The 14,172-nt window shown below is 72.2% G+C and carries 13 protein-coding genes; 4 read left to right on the top strand and 9 right to left on the bottom strand.

What is annotated here, in order from left to right:
* Nucleotides 1-271 precede the first annotated feature (271 nt).
* The 3 genes from QE405_RS02210 to QE405_RS02200 form a co-directional block, all read right to left on the bottom strand.
* Nucleotides 272-1,786 carry an acetyl-CoA hydrolase/transferase family protein gene (locus tag QE405_RS02210; protein ID WP_307198589.1) on the bottom strand — a complete coding sequence of 505 codons (1,515 nt, stop codon included), beginning with the start codon at nucleotides 1,784-1,786 and terminating at the stop codon, nucleotides 272-274.
* A 16-nt stretch (nucleotides 1,787-1,802) separates the two neighbouring features.
* Nucleotides 1,803-3,581, bottom strand: coding sequence for a proline--tRNA ligase (locus QE405_RS02205; protein ID WP_307198588.1), 1,779 nt, complete (start codon nucleotides 3,579-3,581; stop codon nucleotides 1,803-1,805).
* 64 nt (nucleotides 3,582-3,645) lie between these two features.
* A complete protein-coding gene (locus QE405_RS02200) occupies nucleotides 3,646-4,023 on the bottom strand; it encodes a DoxX family protein (protein ID WP_307198587.1) in 378 nt (125 codons plus the stop codon).
* 106 nt (nucleotides 4,024-4,129) lie between these two features.
* On the opposite strand from QE405_RS02200, the gene QE405_RS02195 reads away from it, so the two are divergent.
* Nucleotides 4,130-5,230 carry a 2,3-butanediol dehydrogenase gene (locus QE405_RS02195; RefSeq protein ID WP_307198586.1) on the top strand — a complete coding sequence of 367 codons (1,101 nt, stop codon included), beginning with the start codon at nucleotides 4,130-4,132 and terminating at the stop codon, nucleotides 5,228-5,230.
* Between the two features lie 9 nt (nucleotides 5,231-5,239).
* Here QE405_RS02195 and QE405_RS02190 read toward each other — a convergent pair whose 3' ends face one another.
* Nucleotides 5,240-6,088, bottom strand: a complete 849-nt coding sequence (locus tag QE405_RS02190; protein ID WP_307198585.1) for a GNAT family N-acetyltransferase — start codon at nucleotides 6,086-6,088, stop codon at nucleotides 5,240-5,242.
* A gap of 158 nt (nucleotides 6,089-6,246) precedes the next feature.
* Between QE405_RS02190 and QE405_RS02185 the strand changes: the two genes are divergently transcribed.
* Nucleotides 6,247-6,777 carry a DUF6318 family protein gene (locus tag QE405_RS02185; RefSeq protein ID WP_307198584.1) on the top strand — a complete coding sequence of 177 codons (531 nt, stop codon included), beginning with the start codon at nucleotides 6,247-6,249 and terminating at the stop codon, nucleotides 6,775-6,777.
* 32 nt (nucleotides 6,778-6,809) lie between these two features.
* A complete protein-coding gene (locus QE405_RS02180; RefSeq protein WP_307198583.1) occupies nucleotides 6,810-7,583 on the top strand; it encodes a PKD domain-containing protein in 774 nt (257 codons plus the stop codon).
* A 350-nt stretch (nucleotides 7,584-7,933) separates the two neighbouring features.
* Here the strand turns inward: QE405_RS02180 and ispG are convergent, their stop codons facing one another.
* From ispG to dxr, 3 genes are all read right to left on the bottom strand, one after another.
* Nucleotides 7,934-9,085, bottom strand: coding sequence for a flavodoxin-dependent (E)-4-hydroxy-3-methylbut-2-enyl-diphosphate synthase (gene ispG, locus QE405_RS02175; protein ID WP_307198582.1), 1,152 nt, complete (start codon nucleotides 9,083-9,085; stop codon nucleotides 7,934-7,936).
* Nucleotides 9,086-9,157: 72 nt separating this feature from the next.
* Nucleotides 9,158-10,522 carry a M50 family metallopeptidase gene (locus QE405_RS02170; protein WP_307198581.1) on the bottom strand — a complete coding sequence of 455 codons (1,365 nt, stop codon included), beginning with the start codon at nucleotides 10,520-10,522 and terminating at the stop codon, nucleotides 9,158-9,160.
* Between the two features lie 39 nt (nucleotides 10,523-10,561).
* The gene (dxr, locus tag QE405_RS02165) at nucleotides 10,562-11,641 is read right to left on the bottom strand and encodes a 1-deoxy-D-xylulose-5-phosphate reductoisomerase (RefSeq protein ID WP_307205469.1); all 1,080 of its coding nucleotides are present in this window, start codon (nucleotides 11,639-11,641) and stop codon (nucleotides 10,562-10,564) included.
* Nucleotides 11,642-11,929: 288 nt separating this feature from the next.
* Here dxr and QE405_RS02160 point away from each other — a divergent pair, with 288 nt between their 5' ends.
* Nucleotides 11,930-12,259 carry a putative quinol monooxygenase gene (locus QE405_RS02160; RefSeq protein ID WP_307198580.1) on the top strand — a complete coding sequence of 110 codons (330 nt, stop codon included), beginning with the start codon at nucleotides 11,930-11,932 and terminating at the stop codon, nucleotides 12,257-12,259.
* A gap of 10 nt (nucleotides 12,260-12,269) precedes the next feature.
* Here the strand turns inward: QE405_RS02160 and QE405_RS02155 are convergent, their stop codons facing one another.
* Together QE405_RS02155 and QE405_RS02150 are read right to left on the bottom strand one after the other, a co-directional pair.
* Nucleotides 12,270-12,941, bottom strand: a complete 672-nt coding sequence (locus QE405_RS02155; RefSeq protein WP_307198579.1) for an AMP-binding protein — start codon at nucleotides 12,939-12,941, stop codon at nucleotides 12,270-12,272.
* 31 nt (nucleotides 12,942-12,972) lie between these two features.
* Nucleotides 12,973-14,160 (bottom strand): glycosyltransferase family 4 protein, encoded by a 1,188-nt coding sequence (locus QE405_RS02150; RefSeq protein ID WP_307198578.1) that lies wholly within the window; start codon nucleotides 14,158-14,160, stop codon nucleotides 12,973-12,975.
* Nucleotides 14,161-14,172: the final 12 nt, after the last annotated feature.

Below are 14,172 nucleotides of genomic sequence, written 5' to 3'. Positions count from 1 at the left end.
CCCCGGAGACGCACGAAGGGCCTCGGCCGGTCGGCCGAGGCCCTTCATGACTCGCGGCCCGATCCGCGAGATTCCCCGAGAGGTGCGACGTCGGACTCGGCTCCTCCGAGGAAGTCCCGAGATCTCCCCCGAAGGAGCCGAGTCCGTCGTTGCTGCGAAACGTCCGTCAGTTCGTTCCGTCTGCAGAAGTTTGTAACGCGCTGCCACCTCCCGTAAACGGCTGACGCGTTGCAACTTTCTGCATTGCGAGAATGTGAAGGTGTCCCCCGTCTCACATGTGGCCGTCGCGGAGGAACGCGCGGTGCCAGCCGAGGGCCTCGTCGAGCAGGTGCGGCGTGTGGCGGGCCTCGGGGCGCGCGGCCTTCGCCCGGTCGACGTAGTCGCGGAGCCGGTCCGCGTAGTCCGGGTGGGCGCAGTGCTCGATGATGCGGTCCGCCCGGTCGGTCGGCGAGAGCCCGCGGAGGTCCGCGAGGCCCCGCTCCGTCACGAGGACGTGCACGTCGTGCTCGGTGTGGTCGACGTGGCTGACCATCGGGACGACCGAGGAGATGCTGCCCCGCTTGGCCGTCGAGGGCGAGACGAAGAAGTTGAGGTAGGCGTTGCGGGCGAAGTCCCCGCTGCCCCCGATGCCGTTCATGATCGCGCTGCCCATGACATGGGTGGAGTTGACGTTGCCGTAGACGTCCGCCTCGATCATGCCGTTGACGGCGATCACGCCGAGCCGCCGCACCAGCTCCGGGTGGTTGGAGATCTCCTGGCTGCGCAGCAGGATCCGGCCCTTGTAGTGCCCGGGGTCGGCGAGGAAGCGCCGGGCCCCGTCCTCGGACAGGCCGAACGAGGTCGCCGAGACCGCGTCGAGCTTGCCCGCGTCGAGCAGGTCGAGCAGCCCGTCCTGGATGACCTCGGTGAAGGCGGTCATGCCCGTGAACTCGGCCGTGAGCAGGCCCTCCATCACCGCGTTGGCGACGTTGCCGACCCCCGACTGCAGGGGCAGCAGGTTCGGGGGGATGCGGCCGGCGGCGACCTCGTGGCGCAAGAAGTCGACGAGGAAGCCCGCCATGTCGCGGGAGGCGTCGTCGGGCGGGTTGAGCGGGGAGTTGCGGTCGGGGGCGTTCGTCTCCACGACCGCGACGACCTTCGCGGGGTCGACCCGCAGGTAGGGGTCGCCGATCCGCTGCATGGGGTGCGTCATCTGGATCGGCAGGCGGTGCGGCGGCAGGGCCGTGCCGTAGTAGACGTCGTGGAACCCCTCGAGGTCCCGGGGCTGCCAGTGGTTGACCTCGAGGACGACCTTCTCGGCGCGCTCCAGCCAGGCCTTGTTGTTGCCGACCGAGCTGCCGGGCACGAGCAGCCCGTTGGGCAGCACGGCCGCGACCTCGACGATCGCGACGTCGAGCGGGCCGTAGAAGCCGAACCACGCCTGCTGCGCCGTGTGGGAGAGGTGGGCGTCGACGTAGTCCACCTCGCCCGTGTTGATGAGCCGCCGCAGGGTCGGGTCGCCGTTGTAGGGCAGCCGCTTGTGCAACCCGTGCACCTCGGCGAGCCGCCCGTCGACCTCCGGGGCCGTCGAGGCGCCCGACCACAGCCCGATGCGGAACTCCTCGCCGCGGGAGTGGGCGACCGCGATCCGGTCGGCGAGCGCGCCGGGCACCGCCTTAGGGTGCCCGGCCCCGGTGAAGCCGCTGATGCCGACCGACATGCCGTGCGTGACGTGACGGGCCGCCTCCTCCGCCGTCGTGACGCGGGTGGAGAGGACGGGGCAGGTGATGCGGTCCGCGTGGGCCATCGACCGGGCTCCGGCTTCAGCCGCGGACGGCGGCGAGGGTGCGCTCGACCACGGCGTCGACCGCGACCTCCTCGCGCTCCCCGCTGCGGCGGTCCTTGATCTCGACCACGCCGTCGGCGAGGCCCTTGCCGACCACGACGATCGTCGGGATGCCGATGAGCTCCGCGTCCTTGAACTTCACGCCCGGGCTCACCTTCCCGGCACGGTCGTCGTAGACCACGTCGAGCCCGGCCGCCGAGAGCTCCGTGCTGATCCGCTCCGCGGCGGCGAACAGCTCCTCGCCCTTGCCCGCCGCAACGACGTGCACGTCCGCCGGGGCCACCTCGCGGGGCCACACGAGACCGGCGTCGTCGTGGTTGTACTCCGCGATGACGGGGACGGCCCGGGAGACACCGATGCCGTAGGAGCCCATCGTCACGGTGACCAGCTTGCCGTTCTCGTCGAGCACCTTGAGGCCCAGCGCCTCGGCGTACTTGCGGCCGAGCTGGAACACGTGACCCATCTCGATGCCGCGGGCGAGCTCGAGCGGCCCGGACCCGTCGGGGGCGGGGTCGCCGGCGCGCACCTCGGCCGCCTCGATCGTCCCGTCGGGCGTGAAGTCGCGGCCGGCGACGAGGTCGATGACGTGCTGGCCCTCGACGTTCGCGCCGGTCACCCACCGCGTGCCGGTGACGACGCGCGGGTCGACGAGGTAGCGGATGCCCGACTCGGACTCCTCGCCCAGGATGGTGCGACCCTCGTGCGCGGGCCCGATGTAGCCCTTGACCAGCGCGGGGTGCTCCTTCAGCTCCTCGTCGGTCATGGGCGCGACCTCGATGGGCTCGAGCTGGCCCTCGAGCCGCTTCTGGTCGACCTCGCGGTCACCCGGGAGACCGACCGCGAGCGGCTCACGGGTGCCGTCGGGGTGGGTCAGCATGAGGAGCACGTTCTTCAGCGTGTCCGCCGCGGTCCAGGGCCGGTCCTCGCGGGGGTGCGCCTCGTTGAGGTGGTCGACCAGCGTCGCGATGGTCGGGGTCGCGGGCGTGTCCTCGGCGTGGGCGGCGGGCACGTCGTCGTACGGCAGGGGGTCGGGCGCCGGGGTCGTGACGGCCTCGACGTTCGCGGCGTACCCCCCGGGGCTGCGCACGTAGGTGTCCTCGCCCACGTCGAGGCGCGCGAGGAACTCCTCGCTCCGCGAGCCGCCCATCGCGCCGGAGGTGGCCTTCACGATCGCGTAGTCGAACCCGAGGCGGTCGAAGATGCGGACGTACGCCGAGCGGTGGGCCTCGTAGGAGCGCTCGAGCCCGGCGTCGTCGATGTCGAAGGAGTAGGAGTCCTTCATGACGAACTCCCGCCCGCGCATGAGGCCGGCACGCGGACGCGCCTCGTCCCGGTACTTCGTCTGGATCTGGTAGAGCCAGACCGGGAGGTCCTTGTAGGACGAGTAGAGATCCTTCACCGTGAGGGTGAACATCTCCTCGTGGGTGGGGCCCAGGAGGTAGTCGGCACCCTTGCGGTCCTGCAGGCGGAAGATGCCGTCGCCGTACTCCGTCCAGCGGTTCGTCGCCTCGTAGGGCTCCTTGGGCAGCAGTGCGGGGAACTGCAGCTCCTGCGCGCCGATCACGTCCATCTCGTCGCGCACGATCTGCTCGACCTTGCGGTAGACGCGCAGCCCCAGCGGCAGCCACGTGTAGATGCCCGGCGCCGCACGACGGATGTAGCCCGCGCGGACCAGCAGCCGGTGGCTCGGCACCTCCGCGTCGGCGGGATCGTCGCGGAGCGTGCGGACGAACAGCTGGGACATGCGCAGGATCATGGGACGAAGGCTACTGGCGGGTGCGGCGACGCCGTGCAGGGGTTTCCCGGGGCGCCGCGCGGCCTCAGCGGCCGGCGCGCAGGGCGGCGCGCACGAGCGGCACCTGCAGCGGCAGGCGCGCGACGGTGCCCCAGCGGTACGCCGCGTTGCGGCTCCGGCGGGCCCGCCAGGCCATCGTGACGTTGCCCGGGAACACGCCGACCAGCAGGGCGGCGCTGGCCAGGCCGGCCACCTGCCGCGTGCGGGGGTGGAGCAGCCCGGCGGCGCACGCCAGCTCGGCCACGCCGGAGCCCTTGATGAGCTCGGTGTGCGCAGGCAGGGCCTTGGGCATCAGCGGCGTGAACGTCTCGGGACGCACGAGGTGGACGACGCCGGAGACGGCGAAGGCGGCGGCGAGGCCCCGCGCGGTCGGGCTGAGCGGCTGGACGTCGGTCGAGGTCATGGACGGCAACGTTACCGGCCGGTCACCGGGCGGCCGAGGACCCGACCCGGCGACGCAACGCCGTGCAGCGCTGTCGCCGGCACCGCGGCGTACCTAGCGTGCGTCGGTGATCCCGCACCCACCCGCGACGAAGGGCACCGAGATGAAGGCAGCGCGCTACCACGACCGTGGCGACATCCGCATCGAGGAGGTGCCGGAGCCGGTCGTCGCGCCGGGGACCGTCGGCATCGAGGTCGCGTTCTGCGGCATCTGCGGCACGGACCTGCACGAGTACCTCGACGGGCCGATCTTCGTCCCCCCGCACGGCCACCCGCACCCGATCTCGGGCGAAGCGGCGCCGATCACGTTGGGCCACGAGATGTCGGGGACGGTCTACGCGCTCGGCGAGGGCGTCGACGACCTCGCGGTCGGCGACAGCGTCGTGGTCGAGCCCTACATCGTGCGCGACGACGTCGACACCAGCACCGCCAACGACTCCTACCACCTCTCCCCCGACATGAACTTCATCGGCCTCGGCGGCCGCGGCGGGGGCCTGTCGGAGCGGATCGTGGTGCAGCGCCGCTGGGTGCACCCGGTCGGCGACCTGCCCCTGGACGAGGCGGCGCTGATCGAGCCGCTCGCCGTCGGCTACCACGCCTTCCAGCGCTCGGGCGGCTCGGCGGGCGACGTCGCGCTCATCACCGGCGCCGGGCCGATCGGCCTGCTCACGGCGGCCGTGCTCCGGGCCGAGGGCATCACCGTGATCATCTCCGAGCCCAGTCCGCTGCGCCGCCGGAAGGCGCTCGAGACCGGCGTCGCCCAGCACGTGCTCGACCCGACGACGCAGGACGTCGTCGCGGAGGTGCTCGCCCTCACCGACGGGGTGGGCGCGGACATCGCGTTCGAGGCCACGAGCGTGCAGCCGGCCCTCGACACGCTCGTGGAGGCGACGAAGCCGCGCGGCGTCGTGGTCGTGGTCTCCATCTGGGGCCACCGCGGCGAGCTGGACGTGCAGAAGCTGGTGCTCAAGGAGCTCGACCTGCGGGGCACGATCGCCTACGTCAACTCCCACCCCGCCACGATCGCGCTGGCGCGCGAGGGCAAGGTCGACCTGAAGCCGTTCATCACCGGGGTCATCGGGCTCGACGAGCTCGTCGACGCCGGGTTCGACACGCTGATCCACCGCAACGAGACGGCGGTCAAGATCCTCGTCGACCCGCGTCGCTGAGGGACGCCGTCAGAACATCACGGTCGTGAAGCGCGCCGTCTCCACGAAGCCGACGCGCTCGTAGGCCAGCCGCGCCCCGGTGTTCCACTCGTTGACGTAGAGCGAGACCACCGGGGCGATCTCGGCGCGCACCGTCTCCACGACGGCCGCCATGCCGGCCGTCGCCAGCCCGGCGCGCCGGTGCTCGGGCGCCACCCAGACACCCTGCACCTGCGCGGCGTGGGGCGACGTGCACGCCACCTCCGCCTTGAAGATGACGCGGCCCCGGTCGTCGAAGCGCGCGAACGACCAACCCCGCGCGACGAGCTGGGCCACCCGTGCGCGGTAGAGCTCCGCGCCGCCCCCGCGCTCGGGGGAGACGCCGACCTCCTCGGTGTACATCGCCACGCACGCCGGGTAGAGCGCGTCCATGTCGGCCGTGGTCGTCCGGCGCACCTCGGGGTCGGGCGCGACCAGGGGCGTGTCACCGATCTCCAGGTGCGGCTGCGCGAAGCGGATCTCGCGGGGAGCGCCCCACCGGGGCGAGACGCTGCTCCAGAAGACGTCCACCGCGGGCTGCGGGCCCACGATCGTCGACACCGAGCGGATGCGCTCGGGGGCGTGGGCCGCGAACGCCCGCACCGCCTCGGCGTCGGCGTTGACCGGCACCAGGTTGGCGGCGACGTGGCACGCCGCGACCAGGTCGCCGGCGTCGTAGTGGCCCCACACCTCACCGCCCAGCCAGCGCGGCTGCAGACGCGTCGTGCGGGCTCGGTGGTCGACGAAGACGTTGATGACGGGGTCGCGCTCGACGAGCGCGAGGAACTCGTCGAGGTCGGCCGGGCCCAGCACCCGGACCCCCTGCTTCGTCAGCACCACGCTGCGAGCCTAGGCGAGGGCGCCCCGTCATCCACAGGGCGGCACGCGGGGGTGGTCGGGTAGGTCCGGGCTGTCCTAGATTTGCCGTGGTTGTCGACGCGATCGGGCGCGTCGACGCGGGCTCGTCGGAGGGTCGCATGCAGTGCCGTGGAGGCAGGTTGGTCGGACTCGTCGTCGGTACGTCGCTGCTCGCGGCGTGCACCGGTGGCGGGGGCGAGACGGAGGAGGCGGGGCCGTGGCCCTCGTCGTCGGCGTCGGAGTCGGCTGCGGCGACGTCCTCGTCAGCGGCGACCTCGGCGCCGGCCGTTCCGGTGATGCCGGAGGAGGCGCGGGGCGAGGGTGACGCGGCCGCCGTGGCGTTCGTGGAGCACTGGGTGGAGCTGCTCAATTACGGCCTGATGACTGGGGAGTCTGGACCGGTGGAGGCGCTCGTCGATCCCCGGTGCATCACCTGCGCGGCATTGATCGACAGCATCCAGGAGGAGGGTGGGCCCGAGACAGAGGGCCAGTGGACACCGTCGGACCTACGTGCAGCGCCTGTATCCGACGACCAGGCCGATGTCGTCGTCACCGCTTCGATCACCATCGCGGGCGAGTCAAGCGAACCTCATGGGACGGCCACGTTCGGTCTCGGTCGGGGACCCGAGGGTTGGTCCGTCGCGTGGCTGACCGCGGAGGCGGCGGGATGATGGGCTTTGGACCGTTGCTCGCGATCTGTCTGTTGACGCCTACCGCCGCCGCAGATGACGACACGAAGGTCGACCCGGGTGTCGACGCCTTCGCCGTGATTGTCGAGCTGAGCGAAGCCGAGGCCGGTCGAGTTCAAGAGGACCGAGAAGTCGTCGCCAGCCAGCCCATCACCAGAGGTGACATCGTCGAGGCTCGCGTGGACTACCTCGCGACGACCGCCTGCACCACCGGGTTCAACGGCCTCACGTGCTTCGCGCCGACCCCATGCGCCGAGGGCGAATTCACGATGGTCACCCACTTCGCCTACGCGCTGACCGACATGACGCTGCCCAGCAACTGCACCCCCACCCCCGGCCAGGACCCCACCGCCGTCATCAACGCCGCGGTCTACCAAGCCTTCCGCGACGTACCCCTGCCCCAGACCGTCCTCCAGATCCAACCCCCCGACGGCACCACCCTGGTCAACCTCGCGACCAACTTCTTCACCACCACCCAACCCTTCACCACCACCGTCACCGTCCTCGGCTACACCGTCGAGCTCGACATCACCCCCACCACCTACACCTGGGACTTCGGCGACGGCACCACCACGACCACCACCACCCCCGGCGCGCCCTACCCCGACCTCGACATCACCCACGTCTACACCCGCACCGGCACCTACCCCACCACCCTCACCACCACCTGGTCCGCCGACTTCCGCGTCGACGGACGCGACTGGCAACGCGTCCAGGGCACCGTCGACATGCCCAGCCCCACCCTTGACCTCCAGGTCCGCGAAGCCACCCCCGTCCTCACGGGGTGACCACCCGCCACCACCCACAGCAAAGGGTCACCAACGACACTGGAACCGCCCCCCGGTCCGTCGTCCGTGACCCTTTCTCGGCAGGACCCGCCGGATAGCCACCAAGCCCGAGCAACGCGCCACGCGCAGGCCCAGCAAGTGGTCATTTACGACAGCGGGTCCGGCCCCCGGGCCGCACCAGGCGCACATTTCTCGGATCGACGCGCGACCGGAGACGCGAGCAAGCGCCACCCCCCAGACAACGTCGCCCAGCGCACCGATCCGAACTGGTCACCAACGACGACGGGCCCGACCCCCGACCTGCACCACGTGCACAGATCTCGGGGACGGGCCCGCGTCGTACCGTCAGATCAGGAGACGGAGACCTCGGCAGCAGCGCCCTCGACGGGCTCCATGCTCTCGGCGATCCGCATGGCCTCCTCGATGAGGGTCTCCACGATCTGGCTCTCGGGCACGGTCTTGATGACCTCGCCCTTGACGAAGATCTGGCCCTTGCCGTTGCCGGAGGCGACACCGAGGTCGGCCTCGCGGGCCTCGCCGGGCCCGTTGACGACGCAGCCCATGACGGCGACGCGCAGCGGCACCTCGAGCCCGTCGAGGCCGGCGGTGACCTGCTCGGCCAGCGTGTAGACGTCGACCTGCGCGCGACCGCAGCTCGGACAGGAGACGATCTCGAGCCGACGGGGGCGCAGGTTGAGCGACTCGAGGATCTGCAAACCGACCTTGACCTCCTCCACCGGCGGGGCGGAGAGGGAGACGCGGATCGTGTCGCCGATGCCCTGGCTCAGCAGCGCCCCGAAAGCCGTCGCCGACTTGATGGTGCCCTGGAACGCCGGGCCCGCCTCGGTCACGCCGAGGTGGAGCGGCCAGTCGCCGGCCTCAGCGAGCAGCTCGTAGGCCCGCACCATGACGACCGGGTCGTTGTGCTTCACGGAGATCTTGAAGTCCCGGAAGCCGTGCTCCTCGAACAGCGACGCCTCCCAGACGGCCGACTCGACGAGCGCCTCGGGGGTCGCCTTGCCGTACTTCTCGAGCAGCCGCTTGTCGAGCGACCCGGCGTTGACGCCGATCCGGATCGACGTGCCGTGGTCGGTCGCGGCCTGCGCGATCTCCTTGACCTGGTCGTCGAACTTCCGGATGTTGCCCGGGTTGACGCGCACGGCGGCGCACCCGGCCTCGATGGCGGCGAAGACGTACTTCGGCTGGAAGTGGATGTCGGCGATGACCGGGATCTGCGACTTCCGCGCGATGGCCGGGAGCGCGTCGGCGTCGTCCTGGCTCGGGCACGCGACCCGGACGATGTCGCAGCCCGATGCCGTCAGCTCGGCGATCTGCTGGAGGGTCGCGTTGACGTCGGACGTCAGCGTGGTGGTCATCGACTGCACCGAGATCGGGTGGTCGCTCCCGACGCCGACGGAGCCGACCTTGATCTGGCGGGTGGTGCGGCGCGGGCTGAGCACCGGCGGCGGGGCCGCGGGCATGCCGAGGGCGACAGAGCTCATGGGCTCGATGCTACGCGGCGCTCCCCCACCCCACCGACTCGGCGAGCCCCGGCACCGAGCGGCGAGCGCGGATCAGGAGTACGGGCTGAGCGGCACCACGAGGTCGCCGACGATGAGCACGACACCCATGACGAGGATGGCCGAGCCGACGACGTACGCCACCGGCAGCAGCCGCGCCACGTCGACGTACCCCGGGTCGGGCCGACGCCGCAGGCGGGCGAGCCGCCGGCGGACGCCCTCGTACGCCGCGCCCGCGATGTGGCCGCCGTCGAGCGGCAGCAGCGGGATGAAGTTGAACATGCCGATGAAGAAGTTGAAGCCGGCGATGAGCAGGAGCAGGAAGACCACCTTCTCCTGCACCGGGAACTCCTCGAGGGCCGTGGTCTCGCCGGCGATCCGTCCGCCGCCCACGATCGAGACGGGGCTCTCGGGGTCGCGCTCCTGGAGGCCGACGATGGCCCTGCCGACGCCGAACACCTTGGCCGGCAGCTGCACGAGCGCCTCCACGGTGCGCACCGCCATGGTGCCCATCTGGTCCAGCGTGTAGATCGGGCCGCCGGTCCCGAGCTCGGTCGTCGGCGTGACGCCGAGGAAGCCGACCTCGGTGGTCGCCGCCGGGTCCGCGTCCTCGTCGTTGCTGGGGCGCGCCGTGACCGTCGTGTTCGTCGTCAGCGTGAGCTCGCGGCCGTCGCGCTCGACGACGATCTGCGCCTCGCCGTCGGAGTTGCCGCGGATGAGGTCCTGCATCTGGCGCCAGTCGCCGATCCGCGTGCCGTTGAAGGCGACGATCTCGTCCCCGGGCTGCAGTCCCGCCGCCACGGCCGGCGTGACCGGGTCGTCGTCCGCCGTGCACTCGCGACCGGACTCGGCGTAGGGCACGACGCACTGGGAGATCGCCCCCACCGTCGTGGTGGTGCGCTGGTCGTCGGGGTTGCCGTACGTCGCGAAGACGCCCGCGAAGATGCCGAAGGCGATCGCGATGTTGACGGTCGGACCCGCCGCCATCACGACGATCTTCTTCCAGGGCGGCATCTTGTAGAAGAGCCGGTCGGCGTCCTCGGGGCCGATGGTCTCCCACTCGGCGGCCCGCGCGTCGCTCACCAGCTGGGTGAACATGCCGGTGTTGGACTTGCGGACCCGGTAGACGGGCTCGCCGCCGGGATCCACCCCGGCCTGCTCCGCGAGGTCGTCGGCGCCGGGCGGCAGCATCCCCACGATCTTGACGTAGCCGCCGAGCGGGATCGCCTTGACGCCGTACTCCGTCTCGCCGACCTGCCTGCTCCAGACCGTCGGGCCGAAGCCGACGAAGTACTGCGTCACCTTCCCGCCGAACGCCTTCGCCGGGATCATGTGGCCGAGCTCGTGCAGGGCGATCGAGACCAGGATCGCCACCACGAAGACGACGACACCGAGGGTGTAGAGCAGGGCGGCGGTCATGACGGTCCTTCGGTGTGCGGAGCGGGTCGTGCGGGTCTGCTAGGCCGAGGCCGTCCCGAGCAGGGACCGGGCGGTCTCGCGAGCCCAGGCATCGGCGTCCAGGACGGCGTCGACGGTGAGCGGCTCGATCGAGGGTACGTCGTGACGCCCCAGAACGCTGGCCACCGTCGGCACGATGTCGACGAACGGCAGGCGACCGGCCAGGAACTCCTCGACGCACACCTCGTTGGCCGCGTTGTAGACGGCCGGGGCGGTCGACCCCGCCGCACCGGCCCGGCGGGCCAGGTCGACCGCGGGGAAGGCCTCGTCGTCGAGCGGGTGGAACTCCCAGGTCTCGGGCCGTGACCAGTCGACGGCCGGCGCCGCGTCGGGGACACGGTCGGGCCAGCTGAGGCCCAGGGCGATGGGGATCATCATCGTGGGCGGGCTCGCCTGCACGAGGGTCGAGCCGTCGACGAACTCCACCATGGAGTGCACGACGCTCGTCGGGTGGACCACCACGTCGATGCGGTCGAACGGCAGCCCGAAGAGCAGGTGCGCCTCGATCACCTCGAGGCCCTTGTTGACGAGCGTGGCGGAGTTGACGGTGATGACCGGCCCCATCGCCCACGTCGGGTGCTGCAGGGCCTCCGCCGGCGTGACGTCCGCCAGCTCCGCGCGGGAGCGGCCGCGGAACGGGCCGCCCGACGCGGTCAGCACCAGCCGTCGCACCTCGTCGGCCCGGCCGCCGCGCAGGCACTGGGCGACGGCCGAGTGCTCCGAGTCGACCGGCACGATCTGGCCGGTAGCGGCCGCGCCCACGACGAGCGGGCCGCCGATGATGAGCGACTCCTTGTTGGCCAGCGCCAGGGTCGACCCGGCCTCGAGCGCCGCGAGGGTGGGGCGCAGTCCGACCGCGCCGGTGATCGCGTTGAGCACGACGTCGGCCTCGAGCCCGGCGGCCTCGACGGAGGCCTCCTCCCCCAGCCCGGAGTACGCCGGCGCGAACTCCGCCACCTGCTGCTCGAACAGCTCCGGGTTGGACCCTCCGGCCGTCAGGCCCACCACCCGGTAGCGGTCGGGGTGGCGGCGGGCCAGCTCGAGCGCCTGGGTACCGACCGACCCGGTGGACCCGAGCACGACGACGTCGCGGCGGTCCCGGGCGGTACCGCCCCCTGCGCGTGGTGCGGACGGCGAGGACGAGAGCGTCGAGGTCACGGGCGGAGTCTGGCAGGCCGACCGCACGCCGTGACCCCCGGCGCCCGCCATCGTTGACGACCTCAAGCAGATCTCCACGAATCTTCAAGGAATCTGCAAGCATGGCGTGGGGCGGACGGACGCACTGGGGCGCGTCCGTCCGCGCCCGCCCCGGCTTCGGGGCTCCCGGCAGACTGGCGGACGACCCAGATCCTGACCCGAGGAGCGACCTTGATCTTCATCACCGCGGTGTTCGACGTCCTGCCCGAGCACGCCGACGACTGGCCCGAGATCTCCCGCGAGTTCACCGAGGCCTGCAACGCCGAGCCCGGCTGCAAGTGGTTCTTCTGGTCGCGCTCGGTGAAGGACCCGCACCAGTACGTGCTCGTCGAGGCCTTTGACGACGGCGACGCCGGCGCGGCGCACGTGCAGTCCGACCACTTCCGGGCGGCGCAGGAGAAGCTCCCGCGCTACCTGGCGTCGACCCCGCGCATCGTCAGCCAGGACGTCGACGCCGACGACTGGTCCGAGCTCGGCGAGATGGCCGTCGACCGCGCCTGACCCGGGCGTCTCAGCGCCCCAGCGTCACGGGGCGGCCGCCGAGCAGCCCGCCCAGCCGGCGACCGATCTGGGTGCCCACCTCGGGCACCTCGCGGTGCAGCACCGCACGGTTGCCGACGACGTACGCGCACGCCTCGGCGGCCGCCGCGTGGACGTCGGCCGCGGGCCCGTCGACCTCCTCGGCGCGCGAGGCGGGTGCCGGGTCGGTGCGCCCCGCCCGCAGCGCGAGCTCCCAGGCGACCTCCCTCTCGGGGTCCTGCGGCTCCGGCCCCCGGTAGAGCACGGCCCCCGGACGGTGCACGTGGCCGGGCCACGGCGCGGCCGACACCACCAGGTGGGGGCGGTGCCGGACGGCGAGCGTCGCCGCGGAGGGGAGGTGCGCGGCCGGCGCCGACTCGGGATCGACCGTCACCGAGGCGTGCACCCGGTCGACCAGCACCGGGACCGCCCGGAGACGGAGGGTGGCGAGGAAGGCCAGCAGCTCGTCGTACTCGTCCATGAGCGCCACCAGCACCGACGCCCCCGGCGTCACGCCGAGCGCCCGCATCGCCCCGGCAAGGGCCCCGACCTCCTCCAGGACCGTCGCGAAGTCGACCTCGCGGTCGGGCGTCGAGACGGCCGGCGCCTCGGCACGGCCGCGGATCACGTGGAGGTCGAGGGCGTCGAAGGCGAGGTTCGTCACCCTCCGGAGCCTAGTGGCGACCGGCCGCGGATCAGGCCGCCCGTGCCGCCCGGACGGCACGGCGGTCGGCGACCACCTCGCGGTAGTGCCGCACCAGCAGCGCGTTGACCGCCGCCCAGGACCGACCCTCGACGCTGCGGCGCGCAGCAACGGCCGCGCGACGACGGAGGGGCGCGTTCTCGTGGAGCATGCGCACGTAGGTCGCCATCGCCGCGCCGTTCCCCGGCTCGTAGAGGTAGCCCGCCGTGCCGTCGTCCACCACGTCGATCGGCCCGCCGGCCCGCGGCGCCACGACCGGGACCCCCGAGGCCAGCGCCTCCTGCGCGGCCTGGCAGTAGGTCTCGTGACGACCGGTGTGGACGAAGACGTCGAGGCTGGCGTATGCCGCGGCCAGCTCCGCACCGTGCAGCACACCGAGGAACGCGGCGTCCGGCAGCAGCGCCCGCAGGCGCTCCTCCTCCGGACCGCCCCCCACGATCACCACCCGCACGCCGGGCAGCCGGTCGACGTGCGTCAGCAGCTCGAGCTCCTTCTCCGGCGCGAGGCGACCGACGTAGCCGACCAGCAGCTCGCCGTCCGGGGCGAGCCGCCGCCGGAGCTCGTCGTCGCGACACGCGGGGTCGAACTGCGTGAGGTCGACCCCGCGTGGCCAGCGGCCCAGACCGGGCACCTCCATCTGCTCGAGCTGACGGAGGCTGGCGGTCGAGGGAGCGAGCGTGCGGTCGACGCTCGTGTGGATGCGGCGCGTGAGGTAGGACATCGCCCGCGTGCCGCCCGCGATGCCGTAGCGGTCCGCGAAGCCGACGAGGTCCGTCTGGTAGATCGCGACCGTGGGGATGCCGAGGTCCGCCGCAGCGCGCGCCGCCTGGTAGCCCAGCGTGGCCGGCGAGGCGATGTGCACGACGTCCGGACGGAACCGCTCCATCGCCGCCCGCAGCCGGCGCTGGGTCTCCAGACCGATGCGGAAGTCGCGGTAGAACGGCAGGTGCGCACCCCGGCAGATGGTGACGGGGAACCCCGCGTACGTCGCGGGCCCGGTCGGCGCCACCAGCTCGGCCTCGTGCCCCTCGGCCGCGAGGTGCTCCAGCACCCGCCGCACGGAGTTGGTGACCCCGTTGACCTGCGGGAGGAACGACTCGCTGACGACCAGCACCCGCAGGCGGTCGCCGCGGCGCGGGAGGTGCGTGACGGTGCTCGGGCTCGAACGGTGCAGCCGCATGCGGCGGTCCTC

Source organism: Nocardioides zeae (genome assembly GCF_030818655.1).
Lineage (GTDB): Bacteria > Actinomycetota > Actinomycetes > Propionibacteriales > Nocardioidaceae > Nocardioides > Nocardioides zeae_A.
Note: the sequence above shows the minus strand (reverse complement) of the source record. Positions and strands in the feature narration are given on the sequence as shown.

Excerpts from the sequence above, each read along its gene's own strand:
- QE405_RS02210 (WP_307198589.1), bottom strand. The coding sequence starts at position 1,786 with ATGGCCCACGCGGACCGCATCACCTGCCCCGTCCTCTCCACCCGCGTC.
- QE405_RS02205 (WP_307198588.1), bottom strand. The coding sequence starts at position 3,581 with ATGATCCTGCGCATGTCCCAGCTGTTCGTCCGCACGCTCCGCGACGAT.
- QE405_RS02200 (WP_307198587.1), bottom strand. The coding sequence starts at position 4,023 with ATGACCTCGACCGACGTCCAGCCGCTCAGCCCGACCGCGCGGGGCCTC.
- ispG (WP_307198582.1), bottom strand. The coding sequence starts at position 9,085 with ATGAGCTCTGTCGCCCTCGGCATGCCCGCGGCCCCGCCGCCGGTGCTC.
- QE405_RS02170 (WP_307198581.1), bottom strand. The coding sequence starts at position 10,522 with ATGACCGCCGCCCTGCTCTACACCCTCGGTGTCGTCGTCTTCGTGGTG.
- QE405_RS02150 (WP_307198578.1), bottom strand. The coding sequence starts at position 14,160 with ATGCGGCTGCACCGTTCGAGCCCGAGCACCGTCACGCACCTCCCGCGC.